Origin of the sequence: Roseovarius sp. W115, from assembly GCF_032842945.2 — a bacterium.
In the GTDB taxonomy this organism is placed as follows: domain Bacteria; phylum Pseudomonadota; class Alphaproteobacteria; order Rhodobacterales; family Rhodobacteraceae; genus Roseovarius; species Roseovarius rhodophyticola.
Genome location: NZ_CP146606.1, coordinates 3,119,926 through 3,136,143 on the forward strand (window position 1 = coordinate 3,119,926; position 16,218 = coordinate 3,136,143).

General features: G+C 58.2%; 10 protein-coding genes and 2 pseudogenes. 7 read left to right on the forward strand and 5 right to left on the reverse strand.

Annotated elements, in window-relative coordinates; all coding sequences use genetic code 11:
* Window positions 1-33 precede the first annotated feature (33 nt).
* Window positions 34-4,311 carry an efflux RND transporter permease subunit gene (locus RZS32_RS15885; protein ID WP_339106708.1) on the reverse strand — a complete coding sequence of 1,426 codons (4,278 nt, stop codon included), beginning with the start codon at window positions 4,309-4,311 and terminating at the stop codon, window positions 34-36.
* Window positions 4,312-4,394: 83 nt separating this feature from the next.
* Here RZS32_RS15885 and RZS32_RS15890 point away from each other — a divergent pair, with 83 nt between their 5' ends.
* The 3 genes from RZS32_RS15890 (at window position 4,395) to RZS32_RS15900 (ending at window position 6,752) form a co-directional block, all read left to right on the forward strand.
* The gene (locus tag RZS32_RS15890) at window positions 4,395-4,826 is read left to right on the forward strand and encodes a potassium channel family protein (RefSeq protein WP_317054540.1); all 432 of its coding nucleotides are present in this window, start codon (window positions 4,395-4,397) and stop codon (window positions 4,824-4,826) included.
* Between the two features lie 179 nt (window positions 4,827-5,005).
* A complete protein-coding gene (locus tag RZS32_RS15895; RefSeq protein ID WP_317054541.1) occupies window positions 5,006-5,461 on the forward strand; it encodes a type II toxin-antitoxin system RatA family toxin in 456 nt (151 codons plus the stop codon).
* A complete protein-coding gene (locus RZS32_RS15900) occupies window positions 5,448-6,752 on the forward strand; it encodes an MmgE/PrpD family protein (protein ID WP_317054542.1) in 1,305 nt (434 codons plus the stop codon). Before RZS32_RS15895 ends, RZS32_RS15900 begins: the two co-directional genes overlap by 14 nt.
* 3 nt (window positions 6,753-6,755) lie before the next feature.
* Here RZS32_RS15900 and RZS32_RS15905 read toward each other — a convergent pair.
* From RZS32_RS15905 to RZS32_RS15920, 4 genes and pseudogenes are all read right to left on the reverse strand, one after another.
* Window positions 6,756-7,935: pseudogene (locus tag RZS32_RS15905) on the reverse strand (ammonium transporter).
* Window positions 7,936-8,100: 165 nt separating this feature from the next.
* Complete coding sequence (locus RZS32_RS15910; RefSeq protein ID WP_317054543.1) at window positions 8,101-8,571, reverse strand: CinA family protein; 471 nt, start codon at window positions 8,569-8,571, stop codon at window positions 8,101-8,103.
* Window positions 8,568-9,062, reverse strand: a complete 495-nt coding sequence (locus RZS32_RS15915; protein ID WP_317054544.1) for a phosphatidylglycerophosphatase A family protein — start codon at window positions 9,060-9,062, stop codon at window positions 8,568-8,570. Before RZS32_RS15915 ends, RZS32_RS15910 begins: the two co-directional genes overlap by 4 nt.
* Window positions 9,059-10,210, reverse strand: coding sequence for a bifunctional 2-C-methyl-D-erythritol 4-phosphate cytidylyltransferase/2-C-methyl-D-erythritol 2,4-cyclodiphosphate synthase (locus RZS32_RS15920; protein ID WP_317054545.1), 1,152 nt, complete (start codon window positions 10,208-10,210; stop codon window positions 9,059-9,061). The genes RZS32_RS15915 and RZS32_RS15920 overlap by 4 nt, the downstream gene beginning before the upstream one ends.
* A 222-nt stretch (window positions 10,211-10,432) precedes the next feature.
* On the opposite strand from RZS32_RS15920, the gene dusB reads away from it, so the two are divergent.
* From dusB to RZS32_RS15940, 4 genes and pseudogenes are all read left to right on the forward strand, one after another.
* Window positions 10,433-11,425 carry a tRNA dihydrouridine synthase DusB gene (gene dusB, locus RZS32_RS15925; protein ID WP_317054546.1) on the forward strand — a complete coding sequence of 331 codons (993 nt, stop codon included), beginning with the start codon at window positions 10,433-10,435 and terminating at the stop codon, window positions 11,423-11,425.
* A pseudogene (locus RZS32_RS15930) lies at window positions 11,422-12,497 on the forward strand (two-component system sensor histidine kinase NtrB). Before dusB ends, RZS32_RS15930 begins: the two are co-directional and overlap by 4 nt.
* Entirely contained in the window at window positions 12,497-13,861 is a 1,365-nt protein-coding gene (locus RZS32_RS15935; protein WP_317054548.1) for a response regulator, read from the forward strand. The pseudogene RZS32_RS15930 and the gene RZS32_RS15935 overlap by 1 nt, the downstream one beginning before the upstream one ends.
* Before the next feature lie 98 nt (window positions 13,862-13,959).
* Complete coding sequence (locus RZS32_RS15940) at window positions 13,960-16,218, forward strand: sensor histidine kinase NtrY-like (RefSeq protein WP_317054549.1); 2,259 nt, start codon at window positions 13,960-13,962, stop codon at window positions 16,216-16,218.

Here is a 16,218-nt window from a genome sequence, read left to right on the forward strand (position 1 = left end):
TGGCTCTTTAAGAGCAGCCTGTTGTCACTGCACTCAGACCTCGTCTTCGGACACTTTGAAAAATACGGTGTAGAGCGCCGGGACGATGATGAGGGTCAGGACCGTGGCAAAGCTCAGGCCAGCGATGATGACCACGGCAAGGGATTTGAAGAACGGATCCCATAGCAGGGGCACAACGCCAAGCACGGTTGTCAAAACACCAAGTGATACAGGCCTGACCCGACTGACCGCTGCGTCCACAACCGCCTGCATGCGCGCTTTGCCACCGCCAATCTGGCTGTCGGTTTCGTCAATCAGCACGATGGCATTTTTGATCAGCATGCCTGTCAAAGACAGCACGCCCAATATGGCCATGAATTCCAACGGCGTCTGGGTTGACGCCAGGCCCCATATGACCCCGATCAGGGCGAGGGGGACGGTCAGGAAAATGATCAATGGCTGGCGGATGGCATTGAAGAGAAAGATCACAACAAGGATCATCGCGCCAAAGCCCAGGGGCATTGTAGAGGCCAGGCCAGCATTCGCCTCTGCTGAGCTGCCAAACTCACCTTCCCATTTGAGCGAGTAACCCGGTGGAAGTGGAATATTCTCTATCGGTCCGCGGACTTGCTCAAAGAGATCACCAGACAACACATTCGGTGCGTTGTCAGATTGTGCCGTGATGGCCAGTTGACGATCGATCCGGCGGAGGTTACCCGCTTCGAACACGACGTCGAAACTCTCGACAACCTGCGAAATCGGGATGTATCCACCGGCAACCTGGCTGAAAATTTGTACATCCCGTAATGCGGAGGAATCCTGTCGCGCGCTTTCGATTGGGCGCATCACGATATCCAACAGGTTATCGCCTTCACGGAATGTGCCGATGCTGGTTCCGGTCAAATGCCCATAGAGCGCACCGGAGATTTCGCCCTGGGTAAGGCCCAACCGGCGCGCGGTGGCTTCATCGACCACCGGGCGGATGACCTGCACCTGTTCACGCCAATCATCTTTGATCGCGATTGCGCCTGCATCGGCCATGACTTTTTTGGCCTGCTCGGACAGGTCGCGCAGAACGGCTGCATCAGGACCGGAAAACCGCACTTCGATTTTTGAGCCGCCACTGGGGCCGAGAACGAATTTCCAAACTTTTGCCGAAGCATCGGGGAATTCAGCGTTGATCCAAGACTGGAGCTCAGCTTTGAGATCCTCGATTTGGTTGAAGTTTTCAACATCAACCAGAAGCTGCCCATAAGACGGGCTGGCGTCCTCGCTTTCATAGGTCAGCATGAAACGCAGATGGCCGTCACCTACGGCAAGGTTCGTGCCTGTCACACCTTCCAGTGTGCGCACATGTTTGTCGATCTCAAGAAGGTCCGCTTGCGTCTCGGCGATGTCTGTCCCGTTGGGCAGGAAGTAGTCCACGACGAACTGTGCCCGCGTTGAGGCGGGAAAGAAGCCAGGGGGGACTTGACTGAACATCGCGAGGGCAGAGGCAAATAGAGCGACGATGATGGCGATTGTCACAAAGCGCACGCGGATCGCCAGTTTCAGGAACCTCCGATAGCCCCGTAGCAGCGCGTTTTCACCTTTCTCCTTCGATTGACCCGGTTTGAGGATCAACGTGCAGAAATAGGGCGTCAACCAAATCGCAATGAGCCACGAGAACAGCAGGGCAATCATGATTGTCCAGAAGAGGCTGCCTGCATATTCGCCCGTATTGTCCGGGGAAAACCCGATGGGTGAAAAGGCAAGAAACCCAACGACTGTCCCGCCTAGCAAAGGCCACTTGGTTTGCGCCACGATGGACTGGCTGGCTTCAGCCGGGCTTTCGCCGTTTTGGACCCGCACCAACGTGCCTTCAACCACGACAATCGCATTGTCCACGAGCATTCCCAGGGCGATGATGAGCGCCCCAAGCGAAATGCGCTGCATGTCGAGGCCGTAGAGATACATGCCCATCAACGTGCCAGCGACCGTGACCAGTAGAATACCCCCCATCAGGAGCCCAGAGCGTAGCCCCATGAAGATCAACAATGTGCCCACGACGATGACCAATGCCAGCACGACGTTCATGACGAAATCATCGACGGAGTCTTTGACGCTGACCGACTGATCAGAGACGGGCAGAATTTCGATGCCAATCGGGCGTTCGGAAATCAGCGCGTCAATGCGCTCTTTGACGGCTTCGCCCATATTTACAACGTTGCCACCAATCGTATTGGATATCCCGATCCCCACAGCCGGGCGACCGTCGCGATAGAGCAGCGTTCTGGCGGGTTCCTTCAGACCACGCGAGATCGTGGCGATGTCAGACAGCCGAAACGAGGCGCCTGTTTGGGGATTGGTAATCAACTGCGCGCCCAGTGCTTCGATATCCACAAGCGCAGATGTGGGGCGCAGTTCCAGCCGTGTTTGGCCTGCGACAAGTGATCCGGCAGGTGCAACAAGGTTTTGGCCGGACAAAATATCGGCGATCTGTTGAGGGGCCAAACCCAGCTCGATCAGTCGGGCAGGGGCGTATTCCACGTAAACAACTTCTTCCTGCACGCCGGACAGTGTGACCTTGGATACGCCATCCACTGTGACCAATTCGCGTTCCAGAGTTTTGGCGTATTCGTGCAGTTCGCTGAGAGAATATCCGTCTCCGACAATGGCAAAATAGACTGCAAAGACATCCCCAAAGTCGTCAAACACCTGACTGCTGAGTGCATTGGGGGGCAGGTCGGCCTGTGCGTCATCCACCTTAGCCCGCATTTGCGCAAAGCGTTGGTAGAGCGCATCGTAGTCCTTGGTCGTGGCGATGGTGAATTCAACCGAGACGTTGCTAAGCCCAGGCGAAGACACGGATCGCACTTCATCAACACCTTGCAGTTGCTGCAAAGCTGTCTCGATGACATCGGTCACTTCTTCGGCCACTTCCTCGGCTGTGGCACCAGGGTAGGGCGTGATGATTTGCGCCTGCCGGATGATGAATTCCGGATCTTCAAACCGCGGCAAAGCGGTGTAGGCAAAATAGCCAGAAATCAGGATAAGAAGCGTTGCAACGGCAGATATCAGCCGTTTTTCAATGGCAAACCGGGCCAGATCCATGGCTTTAACCCCTATCTTATCGATAGGTCGGATCGTCATTCCGGGTATCAATGACGAAACACCCGCCGCGACAATCGTATCTCCGCTTTGCAGGCCATCCTTTACTTCCACCGAGTCGCCCGTAATTTCACCAAGTGTCACGGGCTTTGAAGAGACCGCGCCACCATCGTCCACAAGCCAGACAATCGGGCTGCCATCTGCGGCGGCGGCGACGGCTGTCAGGGGCACGAGTGTTCGAGGGGCAATACTTGGCGCAGAGGACCTGACGGTCGCGACCATGCCTGGCAAAATGATCGATGTCTCGGGCACATTCACCGCAACCCTGCCGCGATAGGTCTGTGTTCCGCTTTCGGCTTGCAACGAGAATTCGACGGTTTCGGAGGGAAAGGTTTCTCCGGGCAACGCGTCCAACATAACCTGGTTGGTGATGTTGTCAGGCCCGTTTACGGTGAGCAGAGTCACGTCCGGTGCGGGCACGTCAAAGGCCACATGTATAGTGGACAGCGCTTGCACGAGTACAACGGTTTGGCCGGCTTGAATGTTGGTGAAATTGTCGACGTCACGGCGCGCGATCACGCCTTCGAACGGGGCGCGCAAAGTGGCGTCGGTAATGCTATCCTTGACGACTTTCAATTGAGCTTGCAAGGCGCGCAAACTTGCCTCGGCAGAGGCAATTTCTTCGGGCCGCGCGCCTTCGCGGGTCAATGAAAGCTCTTCTTCGCGTGCGCGCAATTCGGCCTCGGCCACACTCAGGGCGGCTTCGTCCTGATCCAGTGTTGCATCCGCAATGGTGCCACGTTCGGCCAGCGTTCTTGATCGTTGAACCTGGTCTTCAGCTTGTGTGACCTGCGCCTTCGCGGCATCCACATTTGCAACCAAGGCCGCGATTTCCTGTTCACGGGCACCTGCGACCAATGTGTCGAGCTGCGCTTGCGCCTGATCTATGGATCCCTGAAGCTGCTCGGCTTGCGATTCCAGATCGCGGGTGTCCAACTGCGCGATCACATCACCTTGGGCCACCTGCTGAGAGGCGCGGATAGGCAGGTCTATGAGATTGCCGGGGATACGAAAGGACAGCTCAATCTCCTGACTGGGGAGCACAATTCCCGGGTATCTTCGGACGATTTCGGTACTTTGTTCTGCGACAGTGAAAACCTTGGCGGGACGCGGTGTGTCTTGTGCCCAACTTGGCGAAATCAACATTAAAACCGTAGCCGTCCAAGTTGCCAACTGACGCATTCGATTCACCTTCCACTTGAAATCCTTACACCCAACATGCAGCAATTGAGACCAAAGTGAAACGATAGGTTGGCGGAACACCTTTGTTTTCTCAAATTGTCTTCGGAAGCGCCTTGCTTGTGGTCTGTTCGCTGCTGCATGTGGCTGTTGTTGCAGCGGGCATTCCTATGCTTATGAAAATCGCAAGTCGCGCTCAGACCTGGCGGAATTCACGACGTATTGCCGTGATCCTGGCGGCCGCAATCGGCATTTTGCTTGTCGCACACACCGCGGAAATTTGGCTTTGGGCCTTTTCTTTTGCGATCCTTGGGGAGTTCGAGCAATTCTCGACAAGCTTCTATTTCGCGACCGTGACCTACACCACATTGGGGTATGGGGATGTTGTCCTTCATGAAAACGCCCGTATCTTTGCAAGCTTTGGAGCCATTACAGGGTTGTTCACGTTTGGGATAAGCACCGCCTTTTTGATTGGTCTGCTGGGGCGTGTCATGCCCAACGTTTTTGAGAGCAAGTAGGTAAGTCTGCTCAGAACCTCATAGCCGGTGCGTCCGAGCCAACAGGAGTTTGCTCTTCGCCCGACACCCCACAATCACATGACAAATGCGCGCGCTGGCTTTGGTTTGTCTTGCATTTTCGGGCCCAGTCGAGGACACCACCTGACACCGTACTGCAACTGACCAACGCGCCATATCAAATGCCATCCCACGCCGAGACCCGCCATTTGCCCTACAGCGCTGTGCAGATGTATGAGCTTGTCGCTGATGTGGAGTCCTATCCGAAATTCTTACCGTGGACAGCCGCCGCTCGGGTGAGAAAAGTCACACCACAAGATGATGACACCGAAGTGATGGAGGCCGATCTGGTGATCAGCTTTAAAGTCTTCCGCGAGCGATTTGGAAGCCGCGTGACGCTGAACAAAGCACAGCACCATATTGCCACCGAATACCTTGATGGGCCGTTTCAGCATATGCTGTCGAATTGGGCCTTCAGAGATCTGGACGAAGGTGGCAGCGAGGTTAAATTCGATGTGGATTTTGCATTTCGTAACAAGCTTTTGCAGTCGGCGGCAGAGCTCTTTTTCTTCGAGGCGATGAAGCGGATCGTCCGGGCTTTTGAGGCGCGCGCGGATGAGCTCTATGGCAATAGCTGAGCTGTCTGAAGCCCTGTCGGACTTTGCGATCAGCACGCGTTTTGATGATAACGCTATGGAGATTATGCGGCTTTCAATGCTCGATTGGGCCGCAGTGGCCATCGCCGGGCAGAACGAGCCTGTGGCTCAGATCCTGCGAGATCAGGCACAGGACGAGGGCGGCACGCCAGAGGCCGGGCTGGTTGGAGCGACATTGCGCGTGCCAGCGCGCATGGCGGCGATGGTGAACGGCACGATCAGTCACGCGCTCGACTATGACGACACGCATTTTGCCCATATCGGGCACCCTTCGGTGGCAGTTATCCCTGCGGCTTTGGCCATTGCAGAGCGTGTTGGCGCCAGTGGAGACGATGTGCAGCGCGCCGCACTTGTTGGAGTAGAAGCCTCGATCCGGGTGGGTCTTTGGCTAGGGCGAGGTCACTACCAGACGGGTTTTCACCAGACTGCAACGGCAGGGGCCTTTGGGGCCACCCTGGCTGCTGGTCGGTTGCTGGGGCTGGATGCAGCTCAGATGCGGTCCGCGCTTGGCCTTGTGGCCACGCGCACCTCTGGTCTGAAGTCGCAATTCGGGACGATGGGCAAGCCCTTCAACGCAGGTCTGGCCGCGTCCAACGGCGTCGAAGCCGCAGTTTTGACGGCAAAGGGCTTTGTCTCCAATCCGTCCGCAATGGAGGTGGACCAGGGTTTTGGCCCGACGCATCACGGGGCAGGGGACCTGACGGGGTTTGAGGGGCTGGGACAAGAGTGGCTCTTTCCCACAGTCCAGCACAAGTTTCATGCCTGCTGCCATGGATTGCACGCCACGCTGGAAGCTTTGGCAAAGTGCGATGCGCCGCCCGATGGTATCGCCAAGGTGCAGATCAGCACTCATCCGCGTTGGATGACCGTGTGCAACATCGCTCAACCAACCACCGGCCTGGAGGCCAAGTTCAGCTATGCGCAGGTCGTCGCGATGCGCCTCTTGGGGTATGACACAGCCCGGCTGGACAGCTTCACCGATGCCTTGACCCAGGATCCGGCTGTCATCGCCCTGCGCCAAAAGGTTGAGGTTGTGGCAGACAGCACGCTGTCAGAAATGCAGGCCCTAGTAGATGTCACGCTGATAACGGGTGAGACCATCACACTGGCCCACGATCTTGACACGCCTGTGGCTCTGGACATGCGCGCCAATCGGATCAAGGCCAAAGCGGCATCGTTGCTGGGGGTGAGCCGTGCGCAGGGGCTTTGGGAGTTGTTTGACGCAAAAGCGCCGCCACGAGACGTCGCAGCGGCGCTTGTTGATCCAGCTTGAAGCTTAACTCGTCAGGTCATAGGCGCGTTCGCCGTGGACCGAGAGGTCCAGACCGTTGGTCTCGGTCTCTTCATCCACACGCAGCGGGGTGATCAGACCCACAACCTTGATCAGCACGAATGTCACCACAATGGTGAACACACCCACAATCGCAAGGCTACCCAGCTGTGCGGCCCAGGACCCTGCACCGAAGCCTGCGATCATGATCGTGCCGAAGATGCCGCCGACGCCATGCACGGCAAACACGTCCAGCGTGTCGTCAATCTTGAGTTTTTCGCGAATGAGGCTCACGGCCTCCTGACACAGGATACCTGCGACACCACCAATGATCAGGGCCTCCACAGGGCCAACAAAGCCCAGAAGCAGGGGTGATGGACGCGAGGCCTGCGATGGTGCCTGTGACCATGCCCACGAGGGAGGATTTGCCAAACTTGATGCGTTCCCAGAGTGCCCATGTGAGTGAGGCGGCTGCAGCAGAGATATGCGTCACGGTCAGCGCCATGGCCGCACCACCGTCAGCGGCCAGCTGGCTTCCGCCATTAAAGCCGAACCAACCAACCCAGAGCATTGCCGCGCCGACCATGACCATTCCCGGATTATGGGGCGGGGTTGTCCGGTTCTTGCGTGGCCCGAGCACGACGGCCAGCACCAGAGCGGCCAAACCAGCGGTTTCGTGTACGACAATGCCGCCCGCGAAGTCCTTGACGCCAGTTTCGCCGAAGATGCCGCCATCCGAGAGCATCCCGCCGCCCCAGATCCAATGCGCAACAGGTGCGTAGCAAGTCAGGAGCCACAAGGCCGAGAAGAGCAGGACAAAACCAAAGCCGATCCGCTCAACGTAAGCGCCAACAATGAGGGCCGGCGTAATGATCGCGAAGGTCATCTGAAAGGCAAAGAACAAAACCTCAGGCAGGGTGCCCGACAGCGTATCGGCCGTGACGCCACCGAGGAACATCTTACCCAAGCCGCCCCAATAGGCATTGCCGTCGCCAAAGGCGATGGAATACCCCGCGACGAACCAGATGATGCTCATCAAACAGGCAATGGCGTAGCACTGCATAAATACGCTCAGCACATTGCGCGCCCGCACCAGCCCACCGTAAAACAGCGCCAGCCCGGGCAATGTCATAAAGAGCACAAGGGCCGTGGCCACGATGATCCACGCTGTGTCCGCTCCGTTCATAGTCTTCATCCTTCCTGGGATTCTTGGTGTTGGAGGGGCTTGAAGCGCATTGCGTGTGCGGAAAAAAGTGGCAGGCGGTTCATTGACCGCTGTGAAACTGGGCAATTTATGAAGTGCCCGTTTTTTGGGCGCTAAATACAGAATGCGCCTTAAATTTGCGCTTAGTTAGGACAGCGCCTGGTGCAGCAGCCTCAGAGCGTGGTCCCGCGCTGCCGCACGCACTTTGGCACGGCCCTGCGCGCCGAACTCAACCGTTTCGACATGTGTCGCCCGGCCAGCCATTGCAACGGCAAAGCACACGCGGCCTTCCGGTTTGTGCTCTGAGCCACCGGGGCCTGCAATGCCGGTGATGGACACGGCCAGGTCGGCTGCTGCGTGGTTTACGGCGCCTTCGGCCATCTCGACCGCGACTGGCTCTGATACGGCGCCATGTGCCTCCAACGTATCGAGCGAGACGTCCAACATCTCAATTTTTGCTTTGTTTGAATAGGTTACAAAGCCACATTCAAGTGCATCTGACGACCCAGCCACGTCTGTCAGCGCCGCCGCGACCATGCCGCCGGTGCAGGATTCAGCGGTGGCAATCATGACGCCCTTGGCGCGAGCGGCGTCGAGAACATCCTGGGCCAAGCTCATGACGCGCCTCCATGTGCAACCCATGCCAGAGCAATCACACCTATGGCTGCAAGCACTCCGGCAATCACGTCATCCAGCATCACCCCAAGCGCGTCGTTGCGCCGGTCGGCCCATCCGATTGGGCCCAGCTTGGTGATGTCGAAAAGACGGAACAGGATGAATGCGGCAATCCAGCCCGGCCAAAGCGCAGTGAGCGCCGCACCCGCATGCGTCGCGCCGATGGACAGGGGTAAGATAGCAATCCATTGTCCAACCACTTCGTCAATCACGATTTCAGACGGGTCGTGATCTTCTTTTCCCTTTGTTTCCAGTATGGTGGCCCACCATCCTAAAGCAAATGCAAGAAGGGTTGCAGCCACCAAAAGCACCGGCCCACCCAGAACATGAAGAAGCCAGCCGGCAGGTAAAGCCGCAAGCGACCCCCAGGTGCCCGGGGCCGGGCGCAGATGCCCAACGCAAAAAGCCGTGGCAATCAGATGGCTCCACGTCATGGCGACATCACGGTGACAACGGCCTGTGCGGCAATGCCTTCTTCGCGCCCGGTGAAGCCAAGCCGCTCAGAGGTCGTGGCCTTGACTGACACTCGGCCCACATCAAGGTCCATGATTTCGGCAAGCCGCGTGATCATGGCCGGGGCGTGGGGGCCGATTTTGGGATGCTCACAGATCAGCGTCAGATCGACATTGGTGATGCGAAAGCCTTTCTTCGCGGCCAGATCAACCGCATGGCGCAGGAAAATATGGCTTTCAGCGCCTTTCCATTGCGGATCAGAGGGCGGAAAATGCCGCCCGATATCGCCTTCGGCCAGAGCGCCGTAGAGCGCATCGGTTACCGTATGCAGCGCCACATCCGCATCTGAATGTCCTTGCAATCCGCGATCATGTGGGACTTCCACCCCGCAAAGCATAACATGATCGCCGGGCCCAAAACGATGTACGTCAAAGCCGGTGCCGGTTCGGATATCAATGGGCGTCTGCACGGTTGGTCCTCGCAAAATCTGTTCCGCGCGGGCGAAATCATCTGGTGTCGTGATCTTCAGGTTGGTTTCCGCGCCGGGCACGATCCTGACATTGATGCCTGCCGCGCGGGCCACTTCGACGTCATCGGCGGCTCCGGTATCCGCGGCGCGATGGGCCGCAAGGATTGGCTCAAAAGGAAAGGCCTGGGGTGTCTGCGCGCGATAGAGACCTTCGCGCGAGCGGGCCCCGTCGACAAGGTCTGCGTCCCCCTGCCAAAGCGCGTCCGTAACGGGCAGGGCGAGGGCGGCTCCGGCGCCATCGGGATTGTCCAGTGCGGTGATGACCGACCGGATCAATTCAGGCGTGATGCAACATCGCGCGGCATCATGGATAAGCACGTGTTTCACGTCGCTATCCACAAGGCTTTTCAGACCGTTCAGAACCGACCCGGCGCGCGTCTCGCCTCCCGCAACCAGATTGAGCATTGCGCTGCTTTCAACCTGATCCATGTCCTCGGGATGCAGCACCACCTGAATGCGCGATATCTCGTCCACTTGGGTGAATGCGTCCAAAGTCCAATCGATCACGCGGCGACCTGCCAGCATCTGCCATTGTTTAGGGTTGTCCCCGCCGGCCCGTGTTCCGCGCCCGGCGGCCACAATGATCGCTGCAATCGTCATGACGATTGATTACGCCGCAAGAAACCTTGGTGCAATAGCAAGACCGCGCAGATAGGCACCTCTGTCCGCCCGCAGCACACCCTGGGAAATTTGTCCTCTTTCGGCAGATTTGCTTATTTTTTAGGCATTATAAATTTTGCGCTAATTATTTGGGCGCGCATTCATTGAAACTCATCTGGCCTACTCCTACGGTTTCGGCCTGTGAACAAGGTTTAGGCACATATGCTGCGTCTCAATGATACAACTCTGGCTCCGCCTGTTCTGCTGGCTCCGCTGGCCGGGATCACTGATCTGCCATTTCGCAATCTGGTGTCGTCCTTTGGTGCCGGACTGGTGGTCAGTGAAATGATCGCAAGTCAGGAGATGGTGCAGGCCAAACCGGGCGTGCGGGAAAAGGCGGAGCTTGGGTTTGACCGGGCCAACACCGCTGTACAGCTGGCCGGGCGCGATCCCTATTGGATTTCCGAGGCGGCCAGGCTGGTGCAAGATAACGGCGCGCAGATTATCGACATCAACATGGGGTGCCCCGCTAAAAAGGTGACAAGCGCCAGTGGCGCGGGGGCTTGCGGGTCGGCGTTGCTGAAAGACCTTGATCTGGCGCTGTCGCTCATCGAGGCCGTTGTTGCGGCGGTGGAGGTGCCTGTAACGCTCAAAACCCGGCTGGGCTGGGATGATGCGCTCCTAAATGCAGCTCAACTTGCCCAACGTGCGGAAGCGGCAGGCATTCAGATGATCACTATTCATGGCCGCACACGGTGTCAGTTTTACAAAGGCGCGGCAAACTGGACGGCTATTCGTGCGGTGAAAGACGCCGTGGCCATCCCGGTTGTGGCCAATGGCGATATTGTCGACAGTGTGGCCGCCCGCACGGCCCTTGAGCAGTCCGGCGCGGATGGCGTGATGATTGGCCGTGGTGCGCAAGGGCGCCCCTGGCTTTTGGCGCAGATCGCAGCGGACGTGTTTGGCACAGAACCTCCAAACATCCCCAAGGGTGCAGCGTTCATTGATCTTGTCCGGTCCCACTACGAGGACATGCTGGCGTTTTACGGCTCGACACTGGGCGTGCGCGTCGCGCGCAAACATCTTGGGTGGTACATGGACTATGCACATACCGGCCAAGCGCTGCGCCGCCAAATCCTGACAAGCCGCGCGCCGGAGGAGGTGATCGCCCTGTTGCCCGAGGCGCTGTCTGCTGATCGGATGGTGGCGGCATGACCGAGGTTGATAGTCGTATCTGGGCCGCTTTGCCGGTGCCTGCGCTCATCCTTGATGAGGCAGACCGCATCGTCGATATCAATCCGGCGGCCGAGGGGTTTCTGATGACCTCGTCGAAAGCCATCAAGGGCCAGCCCGTGTGGGACAGGTTGGCCGTGGATGCGCCCATCGAGGAGGCGCTGGAACGCGCAAGAGCCAAGAACGCACCGCTCTTTGTCAATGATGTCGATGTCGGCACGGGGATCGCGCGCCGCTTCAATGCAATCTGCAAATCGCACCTCTGGCGTCGGATACGGGCGAGATGATCCTGCTGATTTCGCCACGTGAACTGGCCGGTCGGGTGACGCAGAGCCAATCGGTCAAATCTGCGGCTAAATCCGCCATTGGCATGGCCGAAATGCTCGCGCATGAGATCAAGAACCCGCTGGCCGGTATCACCGGTGCGGCACAGCTTTTGTCGATGAACCTGAGCCAGGAAGATCTGGAGCTGACCGATCTGATCGTCAGCGAAGCCCGCCGCATTGTGGCGTTGCTGGAGCAGGTGGAACAGTTTGGCAATGTCAGCGCACCGCAGCTTGGACCAGTTAATCTGCATGATGTGCTGGACCGCGCGCGCCGCTCTGCTCTGGTGGGGTTTGCCGCCAACATGACCATTCTGGAAGATTACGACCCCTCGTTGCCCATGGCGCTGGGGGATTCCGATCAGTTGTTGCAGGTGATCCAGAACCTTCTCAAGAACGCCACAGAAGCGGCAGGCGAGGCCGGTGGTACCATCACCTTGCACAGCTACTACGAGCAATCCTTGCGCGTCCGGCGTGGTGAGGGCGGGGGCAAATCCCTGCCGCTTCAGATCGAGGTGATCGACGATGGCCCCGGTCTTCCACAGGACATTCGCAACGATCTTTTTGAACCCTTCGTGTCGGGCCGTGAAAACGGCACCGGACTTGGCCTCGCGCTGGCGGCCAAGATCATTTCCGATCACGACGGGTGGATTTCAGTGAGCTCGGCGCCCGGGCGCACTGTGTTTCGCATATCCCTGCCACGCGCAGAAACCCAAACGGAGGATACTTGATGGATGGCACTGTCCTGGTCGCAGATGATGACCGCACGATCCGCACCGTATTAACCCAAGCTCTGACACGCGCGGGGTGCCGCGTGCATGCCACGTCGTCGCTCACCACGCTGATGCGATGGGTGGATGAAGGCAAGGGTGATGCGGTGATCACCGATGTGATGATGCCGGACGGCAATGGGCTTGAGATGCTGCCGAAGATCGCACAGGACCGTCCGGGTCTGCCGGTAATCGTGATCTCGGCGCAAAACACCATCATGACCGCCATTCAGGCCGAAGAGGCGGCAGCGTTTGACTATCTGCCGAAACCTTTCGATTTGCCGGACCTGATGAAGCGCACGGCGCGGGCGCTGGAGGCTAATGGAACCCGCGTGCGCGGCGATGGGCCGGGGGATGATCGGCCGGATGACCTTCCACTCGTGGGGCGCACCGCGGCGATGCAGGGGCTCTACCGGGTCGTTGCTCGGTTGATGAACACAGAGCTTCCGGTTTTGATCACTGGCGAATCCGGGACGGGCAAGACACTTATTGCACGGGCGATCCATGACTTTTCGGACCGACGCACGTTGCCCTTCGTGACTGTCATGCCCTCTGATCTGGCCGATCTGGAAGGGCCCAGCCGGGTGATGGCTCGGGCCAAGGGCGGTACGATTGTGCTGGATGGTGTGGGTGACCTGGACATGGATGCCCAGGCGCGCGTTGTGCGCATGATGGACGCGCCAGGGGATCATCTGCCACGGTTCATGGCCACGAGCCTGGGACGTCTGGCAGACCGTCTTGAGGCCGGTGCGCTGCGGGAAGATCTGTATTACCGGCTCAGCGGTGCCGTGGTTGAAGTGCCCAGCCTGCGCGCCCGTGTGGATGATATACCGCTTCTGGCGATGCATTTCCTGACGCGTGCTGAACGTGATGGCCAACCGGCGCGGAAACTCTCGGAAGACGCGATGGAGCTGATGCGCGCCTATAGCTGGCCGGGCAATGTGCGGCAGTTGGAGAATGCAGTGCAGCGTCTCGGGCTGACGGCTCGCGCGGATGAGATCAGCCGCAGTGAGGTGGAAACCGTGCTCGGCAACCAGCCCGAGGCCGCACCGATCATGGGGCGTGGAGCAGGGGATAACCTGTCGGAATCCATTGGGCGTCACTTACGGCGGTATTTCGACCTGCACGGTAATGTGCTTCCGCCACCCGGCCTCTACGGGCGAATCTTGCGCGAAATGGAAATGCCGCTGATTGAAATCGCCCTCGATGCGACGGGTGGAAATCAGGCCAAATGCGCCGATCTGCTTGGCATTAACCGCAATACATTGCGTAAGAAAATCACCGATCTCGATATTCACGTGACACGCCGCCGCAAGTTGATGTAAAAGTGCAACATCACTGTGGCCGATCGGGGGCACCCCGCGGTTTTATTCTATATGTGGCCGAGCAGTAACTAAGCGCCACAATCTGATGGGGGCTGTGCGTGGCATTGGAGACACGCAGATTGTCTTGGGATCACATCGGTCGACTGCGTCGGCTGCAAAAGGTTCGCACGGTTGCGACCTTTGGATTGGTGGTCTTGGGGCCTATACTGGCGCTGGTGACCTATCTTGTGATGGGTCCACTGGATCAGGGGTCATCTTCCAACATTCTGCGCCTCGTTCTGTTGGCCGACCTTGTCTATGTGATCATGGTTGCAGCCCTTGTCCTGCAACGGGTGGCCCAAATGATCGCCGCGCGCCGCAGACGGTCTGCCGGCTCCCAGCTTCACTTGCGCCTGACGGGTGTCTTCGCGCTGATGGCGCTCTTGCCGACGATCACAGTGGCCGTTTTTGCCACCCTTTCGGTGAATATGGGGCTGGAAGCGTGGTTTTCGGATCGCGTGGGCGGCGTGGTCGACAATTCAGTCGCAGCCGCGCAAGCCTACGAGGATGAGCACCGCCGCGACCTTGAGACAGATGCGCGTGCTCTAGCGTCGCTCATCGTGGCCACGAAACGTGCGACTTTGTTCATTGACGATGGCGACATCCGGCAGGTTCTGTCGCGTGGACAACGCGAAATTCAACGCGGGTTGCGCGAGGCTTTTGTCATTGACGGGCTGGGGGAAATTCGTGCGCGGGGGGAACGGTCCTACCTTTTCGATTATGAACAACCCGAGCGGGAACAGATCGAGCAGGCCATAGAGGACGGCATTCTGGTTATTCAGGATTGGGACAACAACGAGTTTCGCGCCCTGATGCCGCTGGAGGACATCCCGGACCGCTATCTGTACGTGAGCCGCAATGTGGATGGCGATATCCTGAGCCTTCTGGATGACACCAAGGAAACCGCGCGCTTCTATCAACAGCGCGAGAATGAGCGGGATCGCGTGCTCTTTGAGTTTGGTCTGCTGTATCTCGGGTTTGCGGTTATCCTGATCCTGGCCGCTGTGTGGCTGGGTATGTGGTTTGCCGAGCGTCTGTCGCGCCCTGTGGGCCGCCTCACGGGCGCGGCGCAGCGCGTCGGGGAGGGTGACCTGGACGTGCAAGTCCGCGAAGAGGCCGGCAGCGACGAGATTGGTCAGTTGTCGACCTATTTCAACCAGATGACTCGCCAGCTCAAGCAACAACGCGAAACGCTGCTGGCCAATACCGAACAAATCGAACGCCGTCGCAGGCTTTTTGACTCGGTTCTTGGGTCGGTTTCTTCCGGTGTTGTCGGGCTTGATACCCAAGGGCGCGTGGCCTTTGTGAACCGCGCCGCCGAACGGCTTTTGGACTGGACGGAAGATCAGCAATCCTTGGCGCTATCTGTGGCGGTGCCCGAGTTTTTTGACCTGTTCGAAAAGCTGAAGTCTTCAAATACCGGCTTTGTTCAGGAAGAGATCAAGGTTAGCCGTGGCAAGCGCATGGAGAACCTTCTCGTGCGCATGTCCACGCGGCGTAATGAGGATGGGCGGCGCGAGGGCTATGTGGTGGCCTTTGACGATGTGACCGACCTTGTCACGGCGCAACGTATGGCCGCCTGGGGTGATGTGGCGCGGCGTATTGCACATGAGATCAAAAATCCATTGACGCCTATTCAGCTCTCAGCCGAGCGTATCAAACGTAAATTCACTCGTGTGCTTGAGGAGGATCAGGCGAGTGATCTGGAGCAGCTGACCGATGTGGTGATCCGGCAAACCAATGATCTGCGCCGGATTGTGGACGAGTTTTCCAAATTCGCCCGCATGCCAGAGCCGGAGACCAAGACTGAGAGCATCTCGAAACTCCTGCGCGAGGCCGTTCTTTTGCAGGAAAGCGGCCAGCCGGATGTGACGTTTGAAACGAATTTCGATGTGGATGATCTCTGGGCGGAAATTGACGCGACAATGATCAATCAGGCATTGACTAATTTGATCAAGAATGCCGGAGAAGCCATTGAAAGCCTGTATGAAAAAGAGGGCAGGGATGGCCACACGGCAATGATCCGTGTGGCGAGCACGATCGAGGATGGCGCGGCTGTGATCCATATCGCGGATAATGGCATCGGCCTGCCAGAGGACCGCTCGCGCCTCTTTGAACCTTACGTGACAACGCGCGAGAAGGGCACGGGGCTTGGCCTGCCCATTGTGAAGAAAATTATCGAAGAACATGGCGGAACGCTGAGCTTAGAAGATGCGCCGCCGTTTGCACCTGATGCACGGGTCGGGGCAATGGCGGTCATTCGCCTGCCTCTGTCTGAGCATTCCGAAACCCAAATTGACGAAAAACAAGCGGTATGA